At 67.8% G+C, this 14,414-nt stretch carries 11 protein-coding genes; 9 read left to right on the plus strand and 2 right to left on the minus strand.

Going from position 1 to position 14,414, the window contains the following annotated elements:
• Nucleotides 1-11 precede the first annotated feature (11 nt).
• The gene (gene tkt / locus RWN05_RS09625; protein WP_314139379.1) at nt 12-2,102 is read right to left on the minus strand and encodes a transketolase; all 2,091 of its coding nucleotides are present in this window, start codon (nt 2,100-2,102) and stop codon (nt 12-14) included.
• Nucleotides 2,103-2,479: 377 nt separating this feature from the next.
• Between tkt and RWN05_RS09630 the strand changes: the two genes are divergently transcribed.
• Complete coding sequence (locus tag RWN05_RS09630; RefSeq protein ID WP_079002528.1) at nt 2,480-3,400, plus strand: heme o synthase; 921 nt, start codon at nt 2,480-2,482, stop codon at nt 3,398-3,400.
• A gap of 4 nt (nt 3,401-3,404) precedes the next feature.
• Nucleotides 3,405-5,954, plus strand: coding sequence for a DUF3516 domain-containing protein (locus RWN05_RS09635; RefSeq protein ID WP_314139380.1), 2,550 nt, complete (start codon nt 3,405-3,407; stop codon nt 5,952-5,954).
• Between the two features lie 67 nt (nt 5,955-6,021).
• On the opposite strand, the gene RWN05_RS09640 is transcribed toward RWN05_RS09635, so the two are convergent.
• A complete protein-coding gene (locus RWN05_RS09640; RefSeq protein ID WP_079003931.1) occupies nt 6,022-6,993 on the minus strand; it encodes a heme A synthase in 972 nt (323 codons plus the stop codon).
• Between the two features lie 307 nt (nt 6,994-7,300).
• Between RWN05_RS09640 and sufB the strand changes: the two genes are divergently transcribed.
• The 7 genes from sufB (at nt 7,301) to abc-f (ending at nt 14,379) form a co-directional block, all read left to right on the plus strand.
• Nucleotides 7,301-8,719: a Fe-S cluster assembly protein SufB gene (sufB, locus tag RWN05_RS09645; protein ID WP_056005633.1), complete on the plus strand. Its 1,419-nt coding sequence runs from the start codon at nt 7,301-7,303 to the stop codon at nt 8,717-8,719.
• The gene (gene sufD, locus RWN05_RS09650; RefSeq protein WP_314139381.1) at nt 8,719-9,927 is read left to right on the plus strand and encodes a Fe-S cluster assembly protein SufD; all 1,209 of its coding nucleotides are present in this window, start codon (nt 8,719-8,721) and stop codon (nt 9,925-9,927) included. Before sufB ends, sufD begins: the two co-directional genes overlap by 1 nt.
• The gene (locus RWN05_RS09655) at nt 9,927-10,250 is read left to right on the plus strand and encodes a non-heme iron oxygenase ferredoxin subunit (protein ID WP_064296937.1); all 324 of its coding nucleotides are present in this window, start codon (nt 9,927-9,929) and stop codon (nt 10,248-10,250) included. The genes sufD and RWN05_RS09655 overlap by 1 nt, the downstream gene beginning before the upstream one ends.
• Before the next feature lie 4 nt (nt 10,251-10,254).
• On the plus strand, nt 10,255-11,031 hold the full coding sequence (sufC, locus tag RWN05_RS09660; RefSeq protein WP_079002531.1) for a Fe-S cluster assembly ATPase SufC: 777 nt from the start codon (nt 10,255-10,257) through the stop codon (nt 11,029-11,031).
• 28 nt (nt 11,032-11,059) lie between these two features.
• Entirely contained in the window at nt 11,060-11,389 is a 330-nt protein-coding gene (locus RWN05_RS09665; protein ID WP_056005622.1) for a metal-sulfur cluster assembly factor, read from the plus strand.
• A 93-nt stretch (nt 11,390-11,482) separates the two neighbouring features.
• Nucleotides 11,483-12,649, plus strand: a complete 1,167-nt coding sequence (locus RWN05_RS09670) for an aminotransferase class I/II-fold pyridoxal phosphate-dependent enzyme (protein WP_314139383.1) — start codon at nt 11,483-11,485, stop codon at nt 12,647-12,649.
• A gap of 131 nt (nt 12,650-12,780) precedes the next feature.
• The gene (gene abc-f, locus RWN05_RS09675) at nt 12,781-14,379 is read left to right on the plus strand and encodes a ribosomal protection-like ABC-F family protein (protein WP_056005615.1); all 1,599 of its coding nucleotides are present in this window, start codon (nt 12,781-12,783) and stop codon (nt 14,377-14,379) included.
• Nucleotides 14,380-14,414: the final 35 nt, after the last annotated feature.

Raw genomic sequence — 14,414 nt, forward strand, 5'->3', positions numbered from 1 at the left:
CTTCGCCCGGGCTACTTGCCGAGCGTCTCGTGTGCTGCGGAGACGACTGCCTCCGTGGTGATGCCGAACTCGCGGAACAGCGTCTTGTAGTCGGCGGACGCACCGAAGTGCTCGATCGACACGGTCCGGCCGGCGTCGCCGACGATGCTCCTCCAGGTCAGCCCGAGACCCGCTTCGACGGAGACGCGTGCGGTGACGGCCTTCGGGAGGACGGACTCGCGGTACTCGGCGGACTGCTCCTCGAACCACTCCAGTGCGGGCACCGAGACGACGCGGGCGTTGACGCCCTCGCCGCGCAGGACCTCGCGGGCCTCGACGGCGAGCTGGAGCTCGGAGCCCGTCGCGATGAGGATGACGTCCGGCGTGCCGCCGGGCGCCTCGGCGAGGATGTACGCACCCTTGGCGACGTTCGACGCTGCAGCGAAGGTCTCGCCGGTGGCGTCGCCCGTGCCGCGCTCGAACACCGGGATGTTCTGACGGGTCAGGGCGATGCCGGTCGGGCCGCCGCGACGCTTGAGTATCTCCAGCCAGGCGTAGGCCACCTCGTTCGCGTCACCCGGTCGCACGACGGCGAGGTTCGGGATGGCACGGAGCGAGGCGAGCTGCTCGATCGGCTGGTGGGTGGGGCCGTCCTCACCGAGGGCGACGGAGTCGTGGGTCCATACGAAGATGGACGGCACGTTCATGAGCGCGGCGAGACGGACGGCCGGACGCATGTAGTCGCTGAAGATGAGGAAGGTGCCACCGAACGCGCGGGTCGGGCCGTGCAGGACGATGCCGTTGAGGATCGCGGCCATGGCGTGCTCGCGGATGCCGAAGTGCAGGACGCGACCGTAGGGGTTCCCGGTCCACTCGTGGGTGGAGTGCTCGCTCGGGATGAACGACGCACCGCCCTCGATCGTCGTGTTGTTCGACTCGGCGAGGTCGGCCGAGCCGCCCCACAGCTCGGGGATGACCGGGCCGAGGGCGTTGAGCACCTTGCCGGATGCGGCGCGGGTCGAGACGTCCTTGCCCGCCTCGAACACGGGCAGCGCCGACTCGACACCCTCGGGGAGTTCGCCGGCCTCGAGACGCTCGAGCAGCGCAGCGCGCTCCGGGTTGGCCGCGGCCCAGGCGTCGAACGTCTGCTGCCACTCGGCACGTGCCTCGGCACCGCGGTCGATCGCCTTGCGGGTGTGCTCGATGACCTCGTCGGCGACGAAGAAGTTCTGCTCGGGGTCGAAGCCGAGCACCTCCTTGACGGCCGCGAGCTCCTCGGCGCCCAGCGCCGAACCGTGGATCTTGCCGGAGTTCTGCTTCTTGGGAGCCGGCCATCCGATGATGGTCTTCAGGATGATGAGCGACGGCTTGTCGGTCTCGGCCTTCGCCGCCTCGATCGCGTCGTTCAGCGCGTGGACGTCCTCGACGTACTCGCCGGTCTTCTTCCAGTCGACGACCTGGACGTGCCAGTGGTAGGCCTCGTAGCGGGCCTTGACGTCCTCGGTGAAGGCGATGTTGGTGTCGTCCTCGATCGAGATCTGGTTGGAGTCGTAGATCGCGATGAGGTTGCCGAGCTGCTGGTGACCGGCGAGCGAGGAGGCCTCGCTCGTGACGCCTTCCTGCAGGTCGCCGTCGCCGGCGATGACGTAGACGAAGTGGTCGAACGGGCTCGTGCCGGCCTCGGCCTCGGGGTCGAACAGGCCACGCTCGAAGCGGGACGCGTACGCGAAGCCCACGGCGGAGGCGAGCCCCTGGCCGAGCGGACCGGTGGTGATCTCGACGCCGTCGGTGTGGCCGTACTCCGGGTGACCAGGCGTGAGCGAGCCCCAGGTGCGGAGCGCCTCGAGGTCGGAGAGTTCCAGACCGTAGCCGCCCAGGTAGAGCTGGACGTACTGGGTCAGCGAGCTGTGCCCCACCGACAGGACGAAGCGGTCGCGTCCGAGCCAGTCCTGGTCCTTCGGATCGCGTCGCATGACCTTCTGGAACAGCAGGTAGGCGGCGGGGGCGAGACTCATCGCCGTTCCCGGGTGGCCGTTGCCGACCTTCTCCACCGCGTCGGCGGCGAGGATGCGCGCCGTGTCGACTGCTTTGCTGTCAATGCTTTCCCACTGCAGATCTGCCACTGAATACTGACCCTTCTCATCGGAACAGGAGGCCGACGAGCGGTCGAGCCTTCTTCTGTGCGTTCGCGGCCCACGTCGTCTTCGGCGTCCGAGCACACGACACCGCTCTTCGAACTGGGTGAAGGGGGGCGCACGCGTGCACAGTGGCTGGCGAGCACTTCCCAGCATAGCGAACCCCTGCAGCCGGGGGTCGATGTTCGACGAGCGCGAACACGCGACGTCACGGATCGTTGCAGCGCTTGCACGTCGGGCGTCACCTGGTGAGGGACCGTGCGCCTGCGCACCGTGAGTAGGGAGCCGCCTGCGCGTGTCGTAGAATCGTCTGCGGACCGCGCACCGGGCGAGCAGTGCGTGGTGAACCGAACGTTAGAGGAGCAATGGACGTCGCTGTAGCAGAACGTGTGTCGAGCCCCAAGCTCGGTTTCCGACGCAAGGCGAAGGCGTACATCGCCCTGACCAAGCCGCGGGTCATGGAGCTGCTCCTCGTGACGACGATCCCCGTCATGATCCTCGCGAAGGGCGGTCTGCCCGACTGGTGGCTCGTCATCGCGACCGTCATCGGTGGGTCCTTGAGCGCCGGCTCCGCAGCGGCGTTCAACTGCTACATCGACCGCGACATCGACGCGGTCATGGACCGCACGAAGAAGCGCCCCCTGGTGACCGGCGAGCTCACGCCGCGCGAGGCGCTCGTGTTCGCGTGGACGCTCGGCGTCGTCTCGACGGTCTGGCTCCTCGCCACCACCAACTGGCTCGCGGCCGCACTGTCCGTCGGCGCGATCCTCTTCTACGTCTTCGTGTACACGCTGTGGCTGAAGCGACGCACCCAGCAGAACATCATCTGGGGTGGGATCGCGGGCTGCTTCCCCGTCGTCATCGGCTGGGCCGCCGTCACCGGTTCGCTCTCGTGGGCTCCGATCATCCTCTTCGCGGTCGTGTTCCTCTGGACGCCGCCGCACTACTGGCCGCTGTCCATGAAGTACCGCAGCGACTACCAGGCCGTCGGCGTGCCGATGCTCGCCGTCGTCCGCGGTCGCGCGCAGGTCGGCCTCCAGGTCATCCTGTACGCGTGGGCGACGGTCGTCTGCTCGCTCCTGCTCATCCCGGTGGCCGACATGGGGCTGCTGTACAGCACCGTCGCCCTCCTGTCCGGCGGCTGGTTCGTCTACGAGACCCACCGTCTCTACAACCTCGCGATCCGTCACGAGCACGTCTCGCCGATGCGCGTCTTCCACGGGTCGATCACCTACCTGACCCTCCTGTTCCTCGCCGTCGGCATCGACCCGCTGCTCCCGTTCTGACCCGGTGGCTGACGCAGCGGAACGCGGCCGGCTGATCGCTGCGACGGGGGAGAGCCCCGACATCGTCTTCGACCGGTTCGTCTCCTGGGCCGAGGCCGGCGGACTCAGCCTGTACCCGGCACAGGAGGAGGCGCTCATCGGCATCGTCGACGGCGCCAACGTCATCCTCTCCACCCCGACGGGCACCGGCAAGAGCCTCGTCGCCGCCGGCGCACACTTCGCGGCGCTGAGCTCCGGTCGCCGCAGCTACTACACGGCCCCGATCAAGGCGCTCGTCAGCGAGAAGTTCTTCGCACTCGTCGAGATGTTCGGCGCTGAGAACGTCGGGATGGTCACCGGGGACTCCTCGGTGAACGCCGACGCGCCGATCGTCTGCTGCACCGCGGAGATCGTCGCCAACCTGGCGCTCCGGCACGGCGAGGACGCCGGCATCGACCAGGTCGTGATGGACGAGTTCCACTTCTACGCCGACCCCGACCGCGGGTGGGCGTGGCAGGTGCCCCTCCTCACCCTCCCGGACACGCAGTTCGTCCTCATGTCCGCGACCCTCGGCGACGTCGGCGACCTCGCGCGCGACCTCGAGCGCCGGACCGGCCGTGAGACCGCCATCGTGACCGGCGTCGAACGACCTGTGCCGCTCCATTTCTCCTACGCGACCACGCCGATCCACGAGACCGTGGAGGACCTCCTCCACACGGGACAGGCTCCGATCTACATCGTCCACTTCGCGCAGGCGGCGGCGCTCGAGCGGGCACAGGCCTTGACCAGCCTCAAGGTCGTCACCCGCGAGCAACGCGACGAGATCGCCGACGCCATCGGCGACTTCCGGTTCAGCACCGCGTTCGGCACGACGCTGTCCCGGCTCGTCCGCAGCGGGATCGGCGTGCACCACGCCGGCATGCTGCCGAAGTACCGACGCCTCGTGGAGCAGCTGGCCCAACGTGGTCTCCTCCGCGTCATCTGCGGGACGGACACCCTCGGCGTCGGGATCAACGTCCCGATCCGCACGGTCCTGTTCACGGCGCTCACGAAGTACGACGGCACGAAGATGCGCCAGGTGAACGCCCGGGAGTTCCACCAGATCGCCGGTCGTGCGGGTCGGGCCGGCTACGACACCGCGGGCACCGTCGTCGTCCAGGCTCCCGAGCACGAGACCGAGAACCTCAAGCTCATCGAGAAGGCCGGCGACGACCCGAAGAAGCGCCGCAAGATCATCCGGAAGAAGGCGCCGGAGGGGTTCGTGTCCTGGGGGGAGCCGAGCTTCCAGCGCCTCGTCGCGGCCGAGCCTGAAACGCTGACCAGCCACATGCAGCTCACCCACGCGATGATGCTCAGCGTCATCGCACGCGGCGGCGACAGCTTCGGCACCATCCACTCCCTCGTCTTCGACAACCACGAGCCTCGGGCGAGACGCTTCGCCCTGGCCAGGCGGGCGCTCGAGATCTACCGCACCCTCCGCACGGCAGGGGTGATCACCCAGACGATCGACCCCGAGACGGGTGAGGTCGTCATCGGTCTCACGGTCGAACTGCAGCCGAACTTCGCGCTCAACGCTCCGCTGTCACCGTTCGCCCTCGCCGCGTTCGAGCTGTTGGACCCCGCGGAGCCCGGCTTCGCCCTCGACGTCATCTCGGTGGTCGAATCGACGCTCGACGATCCGCGCCAGATCGTCATGGCCCAGCAGCACCTCGCCAGAGGCGAGGCGGTGCAGGCGATGAAGGCCGAGGGGATCGAGTACGACCAGCGCATGGAGCTCCTCGAGGCGGTCACCCATCCGAGACCGCTGGCCGAACTCCTCGAGGCGGCGTTCACGAGCTACACCGCCGCGCAGCCGTGGGCACTCGACCTCGAGCTCCGCCCGAAGGCGGTCGTGCGCGACTTCATCGAGCGTGCACTGAACTTCAGCGAGTTCGTCTCGTTCTACAGTCTCTCGAGGTCCGAGGGACTCGTTCTGCGGTACCTCTCCGACGCCTTCCGGGCGATCCGACAGAGCGTGCCGGACGAGTTCAAGGACGAGGAGCTCCAGGACCTCATCGAGTGGCTCGGCGAACTCGTCCGACAGGTCGACTCGAGTCTGCTCGACGAGTGGGAGGAACTGTCCCACCCGGACCCCGAACGCCATGCGGAGGCGAGTCGGTCACTCCCGCCCACGCCACGGAGCGTCCTCGCCAACCGCCGGGCGTTCACCGTCCTCGTCCGGAACGAACTCTTCCGCCGGGTCCAGCTCGCGTCGCTGGAGCACTACGACGCGCTCGGCGAGCTCGACGCGTCGGCCGGATTCGACGCCGACGCCTGGGCCGACGCCATGGATCCGTACTTCGAGGAGCACGGTGAACTCCCGACCGGTGCTGCAGCACGGAGCCCGGCGCTGCTGGTCGTCGACGACGAGGACGAGCGCCCCGTGGGCGACACGGGCGGTGTCTGGCGGGTGCGTCAGGTGTTCGCCGATCCGGCCGGCGACCACGACTGGGGGATCAGCGCCGTCATCGACCTCGACGCCTCCGACGAGACCGGGACCGCGGTCGTCCGGGTGACCGCGGTCGGGATGCTCTGAGTCGTCAGCAGGTGCAGTGAGCCGTCAGCAGGCCCGCTGACCCGTCAGCAGGAGCGAAACTGAGCCATCAGCGGGAGACGCTGAGGGATGCCGACTCCTCGACGCGTGACGTGGTCCGGACCGGGATCCGCTGCTGCAGCACGACCCAGGTCATCGCGGCGACGAGCAACCCGGCGAGCACCATGTGCAGCCCCACGAGCACCTCGGGGAGTCCGAGGCGGGCCTGGGTGAGCCCCACGATGATCTGCACCACTTCGACCGCCAGCAGGGTCGAGACCGCGGTGCGCACCCCGCGAGACCCGCGGCGGGCGCCGAGCGCGATCACGCCGACGAGCAGCACGATGGTGCCGGCGAGCGTCGCGTAGGCGGGCCAGCTGTGGAGGTGCTGGAGGAACTCGGGGTCGAACCCGTTGCGCGGCGCCGGCACCTCCTTCGAGTTGTCGCCGGCGTGCGGGCCCGAGCCCGTCGTCAGAATGCCGAACACGACGGTGACGGCGACGAAGAGGCTCGTCAGGTGGACGACGCCGAGGTACCAGCCGGGCATGACCTTCACCGCGCCACGGGGACCGCGGTAGACCCGATGGACGAGCATTGTCGCGAGGGCGACCAGGACGATGGAGATGACGAAGTGCAGCCCGACCACGTACGGGTTCAGCCCGGTGAGGACCGTGATGCCACCGAGGACCGCCTGCGCAGGGATCGACAGTCCCTGGAGCAGGGTCAGCCGGAAGAGGTCGGGGCGCTGCCGACGCATACGGATCACCGCGAGGAACGCGGCGATCACGATGGCCGCGAGGACGAAGGTGAGGAGGCGGTTGCCGAACTCGATGAACCCGTGGATGCCCATCTCCGGCGTGTTGACGAAGGAGTCGTCCGTGCAGCGCGGCCACGTCGGGCATCCGAGCCCGGAGGCCGTCAGGCGGACGGCGCCCCCGGTCCCGATGAGGACGAGCTGGAAGGCGAAGGAGAGCCAGGCGACGACACGCACGCGCTTGTCGATCGTCGTCGGCAACCACTGCCAGAACCGGGTGGCACGCACCCGGTCGGGAAGGGACGGTGCCGGCGTCGGTCGACCGGCGGTCTTGGAGTGGTGTGACACGGGTCGATCCTTCGGTTCGCGGTGGCCACGGCTGCGGTATCCACCGTCCTCACCCACAACCCACAGGAAGCTGTAGGATTATGAGGTTCACGGTGCGCGCGAGAAGCGCCATGGTTCATGAACATTGTAGGTTCGCGAAGAAGCCGCCCGCACATCCCCTCCCCAATCCGCTCCGATCAGGCGCGTGCCATGGGAGGGAATGACGACCTCCAGCCGGTGGTTGTCTCCAGGGAGGAAAGAGGGACACATGTCAGACATCCTGATCGATCGCCCGGAGCTCGCCGGACTCGGCCAATACGAGTTCGGATGGCACGACGGCGACGTCGCCGGCGCTTCAGCGCGCCGCGGCATCTCCACGGAGGTCGTTGCCGACATCTCCGCACTGAAGAGCGAACCGGACTGGATGCTGCAGCGCCGCCTCAAGGCCCTGCAGCTGTTCGAGCGCAAGCCCATGCCGACGTGGGGCGCCGACCTCTCCGAGATCGACTTCGAGAACATCAAGTACTTCGTCCGGTCCACCGAGAAGCAGGCTCAGACCTGGGAGGACCTGCCGGACGACATCAAGAACACCTACGAGAAGCTCGGCATCCCCGAGGCGGAGCGCCAGCGCCTCGTCTCCGGCGTCGCCGCGCAGTACGAGTCCGAGGTGGTCTACCACCAGATCAACGAGGAGCTCGAGGCGCAGGGTGTCATCTTCATGGACACCGACACCGCGTTGCGCGAGCACCCCGAGTTCTTCGAGGAGTACTTCGGCACGGTCATCCCGTCCGGCGACAACAAGTTCGCCGCGCTGAACACCGCCGTATGGTCGGGTGGCTCCTTCGTCTACGTGCCGCCCGGCGTCCACGTCGAGATCCCGCTGCAGGCCTACTTCCGGATCAACACCGAGAACATGGGTCAGTTCGAGCGCACGCTGATCATCGCCGACGAGGGCAGCTACGTGCACTACATCGAGGGCTGCACCGCGCCGATCTACAAGTCGGACTCGCTGCACTCCGCGGTCGTCGAGATCATCGTCAAGAAGAACGCCCGCGTCCGCTACACGACGATCCAGAACTGGTCGAACAACGTCTACAACCTGGTCACGAAGCGCGCCACGGCCGCCGAAGGAGCGACCATGGAGTGGATCGACGGCAACATCGGATCCAAGGTCACGATGAAGTACCCGTCCATCTACCTCATGGGCGAGCACGCCAAGGGCGAGACACTGTCCGTCGCCTTCGCCGGTCCCGGCCAGCACCAGGACGCCGGCGCGAAGATGATCCACATGGCTCCGTACACGCAGTCGTCCATCGTCTCCAAGTCGATCGCCCGAGGCGGCGGACGCGCGGGCTACCGCGGCGAGGTCCGGGTGGACGCCAACGCCCATCACTCGGCCAACACCGTGCGCTGCGACGCGCTCCTGGTCGACACCATCTCCCGGAGCGACACGTACCCGGCGATCGACATCCGTGTGGACGACGTCCAGCTCGGACACGAGGCGACGGTGTCCAAGGTCAGCGAGGAGCAGCTCTTCTACCTCATGAGCCGCGGCATGCCGGAGGACGAGGCCATGGCGATGATCGTCCGCGGCTTCATCGAGCCGATCGCACGCGAACTGCCCATGGAGTACGCACTCGAACTCAACAAGCTCATCGAGATGGGCATGGAAGGATCCGTCGGTTAATGACGACTGCAGCACCGACTCAGACCGAAGGACAGCACGGCATCACGGCTCACAGCGACGGCGCAGGACGCGTCATCCCGGTGCAGACCCGTTCGGAGCGCTTCAGCTCCTATGATGTCGCCGACTTCCCAGCGGTGACGGGACGCGAGGCGGTCTGGAAGCTCAGCCCGGTCGCGCAGTTCACCGACCTCACCGCGGGGGAGCTCGACGGCTCTCCCACCCCGATCACGCACGACGACGTCGACGGATTCAGCGTCGAGTGGATCAGTCGCGACGACGCGCGCGTCGGCTCCGCCGGCGTGCCGGAGGAGCGCGCCTCCGCGAACGCCTGGTCGAGCTTCGACCAGGCACTGGCGATCTCGGTCACGGGTGAGGAGTCCAAGACCCTGCGCCTCGAGCGGAGCGGACTCGGCGACGGCGCCCGCGCTGCGCACACCGTCATCACCGCCGCGCCGTTCAGCCGCGGCCTCGTCATCATCGAGAACGCGGGCGACGCTCGACTCACCGAGAACGTCGAGATCGTCGTCGGCGAGCAGGCCGACGTGACCGTCGTGACCGTGCAGTGGTGGGACGACGACGCCGTGCACCTCGCCAGCCACTTCGCGTCCATCGGTCGTGACGCCCACCTCAAGCACGTCGTGGTGTCGCTCGGCGGCAAGGTCGTCCGGGTGAACCCGACCCTGCACCTCGCCGGTCAGGGCTCGGACCTCGACTCGCTCGGCGTGTACTTCTCCGACGCGGGTCAGCACCTCGAGCAGCAGGTCTACATGCACCACGACGCACCGAACACCCGCGGGCGCGTGACCTACAAGGGCGCACTGCAGGGCGAGGGTGCGCGGTCCGTGTGGATCGGCGACGTCCTCATCAGCAACCGTGCCGTCGGCACCGACAGCTACGAGCAGAACCGCAACCTGGTCCTCTCCGACGGCACCCGTGCCGACTCCGTGCCGAACCTCGAGATCGAGACCGGCGACATCGCCGGTGCCGGTCACGCGAGCGCGACCGGACGCTTCGACGACGAGCAGCTCTTCTACCTGCAGGCTCGAGGCATCCCTGAGGACGAGGCACGACGACTCGTCGTCCGCGGCTTCCTCGTGGAGATCATCCAGCAGATCGGTGACACCGAGCTGCAGGAGCGCCTCTCGGCGGCCATCGAGGCCGAACTGCTCGGCGCCGACGGACAGGGCACCGGCGGAGCGCAGCACTGATGGCGACGAAGGTGTGCTCGTTCGACGAGCTCGCCGTCAACCAGGCCAAGCGGGTCGTGGTGGACGGCGTGCCGATCGCCCTCGTGCGCGACGCGTCGGACGAACTGTTCGCGATCGGCGACGTCTGCACCCACGGCGACATCTCGCTGTCCGAAGGCTTCGTCGAGGACGGCAATCTCGAATGCTGGGCACACGGCTCACAGTTCTCGCTCACGACGGGCAAGCCGCTCACCCTTCCGGCCTACGAGCCGGTCCCCGTCTACACCGTCGAGCTCATCGACGGCGACATCTACATCGACCCGACCGCAACGAAAGAGATCTAGCACCATGTCAGTCCTCGAAATCCGCGACCTGCACGTCAGCGTCGAAACCGAGCAGGGCACCAAGCCGATCCTGCGTGGCGTCGACCTCACCATCCGGAAGGGCGAGACGCACGCGATCATGGGTCCGAACGGTTCGGGCAAGTCCACGCTCGCGTACACGATCGCCGGCCACCCGAAGTACACCGTCGACAGCGGATCCATCACGCTGGACGGCGAGGACGTCCTCGCGATGAGCGTCGACGAGCGCGCCCGTGCCGGACTCTTCCTCGCGATGCAGTACCCCGTCGAGATCCCCGGAGTCACGGTCACGAACTTCCTCCGCACGGCGAAGACCGCCGTCGACGGCGAGGCGCCCGCGATCCGCGGCTGGATCAAGGACGTCCGCGAGTCGATGAAGAACCTGCGCATGGAGCCTGCCTTCGCGGAACGCAACGTCAACGAGGGCTTCTCCGGTGGCGAGAAGAAGCGTCACGAGATCCTCCAGCTCGAGCTGCTGAAGCCGCAGTTCGCAGTCCTCGACGAGACCGACTCCGGCCTCGACGTCGACGCCCTCAAGATCGTGTCCGAGGGCGTCAACCGCGCCAAGGAGAACACGGGCCTCGGTGTCCTGCTCATCACGCACTACACGCGCATCCTCCGCTACATCAAGCCGGACTTCGTGCACGTCTTCGTCGCCGGCAAGATCGCTGAGCAGGGCGGTCCCGAGCTCGCCGACCGCCTCGAGAACGAAGGCTACGACCGTTTCCTCGTGGACGCCGTCGTCGCCCCGGAAGGTGCCTGAAGCCGCGCCAGCGGTCTAAGATAACGACATGGTAACAACGCTCAGTCCGCAACGATTCGACGAGGTCGAAGAGGCGCTCAAGGACGTCATGGACCCCGAGCTCGGGGTGAACGTGGTCGACCTCGGTCTCATCTACGACCTGGGTTGGGATGACGAGAACGACGCGCTCATCATCCACATGACCCTGACCTCCGCCGGATGTCCGCTCACGGACGTCCTCGAGGAGCAGACGGGTCAAGCGCTCGACGGCATCGTCGACGCCTTCCGCATCAACTGGGTGTGGATGCCGCCGTGGGGCCCGGAGCGCATCACGGACGACGGGCGCGACATGATGCGTGCCCTCGGCTTCTCGATCTGATCGATCCTCCACGACGACGGACGGCTGCAATGCAGCCGTCCGTCGTCCTGTTCCCGGCGGCGTCACCCGGCTGATCCCGGATAGGGTCGACGCATGACCGAGATCGTGTCCGCCGACCCCCTCGACGTCCTGCGCAGCCGGACGAGCGAGAAGTGGTCCGAGTACCCCGACGACGTCCTGCCCATGTTCGTGGCCGAGATGGACGTCCCGCTGGCACCCGTGGTCCGCGAGGTCCTACACGCGGCCATCGACCGCGGCGACGCCGGGTACGTCGCGAGCCGCACACGGCTCCCACAGACGTTCGCCGACTTCGCAGCGCGACGCTGGGGTTGGGAGGTGGATCCCGGCTCCGTGTTCACCACCGCCGACGTCAGCATGGGCATCGTCGAGATCCTGCGTCGCGTCATCTCACCCGGCGAGGGCGTGGTGATCACCTCGCCGGTCTACCCGCCGTTCTTCGACCTCGTGACCGAGGCCGGGGGAGTCGTGGTGGACGTCCCCTTGCTCGGGTCCAGCCGCGCCGACGATCCCGCCGGAGGCTGGCGGCTCGACCTGGACGGTGTCGAAGCCGCGTTCCGCGACGGAGTGAAGGCCTTCCTCCTCTGCAACCCGCACAACCCGATCGGTCGGCCGCACACGGTCGACGAACTCCGCTCGGTCGCAGCACTGGCAGCGCGCTACGGGGTCACGGTCGTGAGTGATGAGATCCACGCTCCGCTCACCCAACCGGGCGAGCGGTTCGTCCCCTACCTCAGCGTGTCCGACGAGGCCGCCGAACACGGGTACGCCGTCCTGTCGGCGAGCAAGGCCTGGAACCTCGCCGGCCTGAAGTGCGCGGTGATGGTCACCGCCGCACCCGGACCGCGGAGCGTGGTCGCGGGGATGCCGGTCGAGGTGTTCTGGCGGACGGGCCAGTTCGGAGTGCTGGCTTCGGTCGCCGCCTTCGAGTCGGGAGAGCCCTGGTTGGACGGGCTCCTCTCGTTGATCGACGGCAACCGGCGGCTGCTCGGTGAGCTGCTGGGTGCCGAGCTGCCCGAGGTCGGCTACCGACCGCCTGCCGCCGGGTACCTCGCCTGGCTGGACTGCACCGGGCTCGGTTGGACGGAGCCCCCGGCGCGGCGCATCCTGCGCGAGGCGCGCGTGGCCCTGCAGGAGGGAGCCCCGTTCGGGCCCGGAGGCGTCGGCCACGCACGGCTCAACCTGGCCTGCTCGCCCGAGCTCCTCACCGAGGCGGTCGGACGGATCTCCACCCTGCGTTGACGGACGTCCGGCCGCGCCGGGACCCTGCCGGAACGGCCGCGGTGCTGAGCATCGGATTCACGATTTATACTGGGAGGCTGACCCCCACCCTCCGCGTTGTCGAAACGCACCCGAAGAAATGGACTATGCCTGTGCTGAGTGTGCACGACCTCGAGATCCGCGTGGGGGCACGCGTGCTCATGGAGCACGTGAACTTCCGCGTGTCTGCCGGCGACAAGATCGGCCTCGTCGGCCGTAACGGTGCCGGGAAGACGACCCTGACCAAGACGCTGGCGGGGGAGACCCTCCCGACGAACGGCAAGATCGATCGCGGTGGCGAGATCGGGTACCTGCCGCAGGACCCACGCTCCGGCAACCCGGAGGACCTCGCCCGCACCCGCATCCTCGATGCGCGTGGTCTCGGCCAGCTCGCACTCGGCATGCACGAGTCGAGCATGGCCATGGCGAGCGACGACCCGAAGGTGGCGGAAGCCGCCATGAAGAAGTACGGCAACCTCACCGACCGGTTCAACGCGCTCGGCGGGTACGCCGCAGAGGCCGAGGCGGCCTCGATCGCGTCGAACCTGAACCTGCCCGATCGCATCCTCGATCAGCAGCTGAAGACGCTGTCGGGCGGACAGCGCCGCCGCATCGAACTCGCGCGCATCCTCTTCTCCGACGCCGAGACGCTCATCCTCGACGAGCCGACCAACCACCTCGACGCCGACTCCGTCGTCTGGCTGCGTGAGTTCCTCAAGCAGTACAAGGGCGGGTTCATCGTGATCTCGCACGACATCGAGCTCGTCGGCGAGACCGTCAACCGGGTCTTCTACCTCGATGCGAACCGCACCGTCATCGACATCTACAACATGAACTGGAAGAACTACCAGCGTCAGCGCGAGGCCGACGAGGAGCGCCGGAAGAAGGAGCGCACCAACGTCGAGAAGAAGGCGACCGCGCTCCAGCTCCAGGCGGCCAAGTTCGGTGCGAAGGCCAGCAAGGCGGCCGCAGCCCACCAGATGGTGGCTCGCGCCGAACGGATGCTCTCCGGGCTCGAGGAGGTCCGCGCGCAAGACCGCGTGGCCAAGCTGCGGTTCCCGACCCCGGCGCCCTGTGGCCGGACGCCGCTCATGGCGAGCAACCTGTCGAAGAGCTACGGCTCGCTCGAGATCTTCACGGCCGTCGACCTCGCGATCGACCGTGGCTCGAAGGTCGTCATCCTCGGATTCAACGGTGCGGGCAAGACGACCCTGCTGCGGATCCTCGCCGGAGTGGACCAGCCCGACACCGGGCAGCTCGAGCCCGGGCACGGCCTGCGGATCGGCTACTACGCGCAGGAGCACGAGACGATCGACGTGAAGCGCAGCGTGCTCGAGAACATGGTCTCCTCGTCGCCGAACATCACGGAGATGGAAGCGCGCAAGGTCCTCGGCTCGTTCCTCTTCACCGGCGACGACTCCAACAAGCTCGCGGGCGTGCTGTCCGGTGGCGAGAAGACGAGACTCGCTCTCGCGATGATCGTCGTTTCGGGCGCGAACATGCTCCTCCTGGACGAACCGACCAACAACCTCGACCCGGCCAGCCGTCTGGAGATCCTCGACGCGCTCGCCCACTACGAGGGTGCCGTCGTGCTCGTGAGTCACGATGAGGGCGCCGTCGAGGCGCTCAACCCCGAGCGGGTGCTCATCCTGCCCGACGGCGTCGAGGACCACTGGAACAAGGACTACCAGGACCTCGTCAGCCTGGCCTAGCGCCAGCGGGCCAGCGCGCTCGGTCCGTGAGCATC

The sequence above is a fragment of the uncultured Plantibacter sp. genome, assembly GCF_963518075.1.
GTDB lineage: Bacteria > Actinomycetota > Actinomycetes > Actinomycetales > Microbacteriaceae > Plantibacter > Plantibacter flavus_A.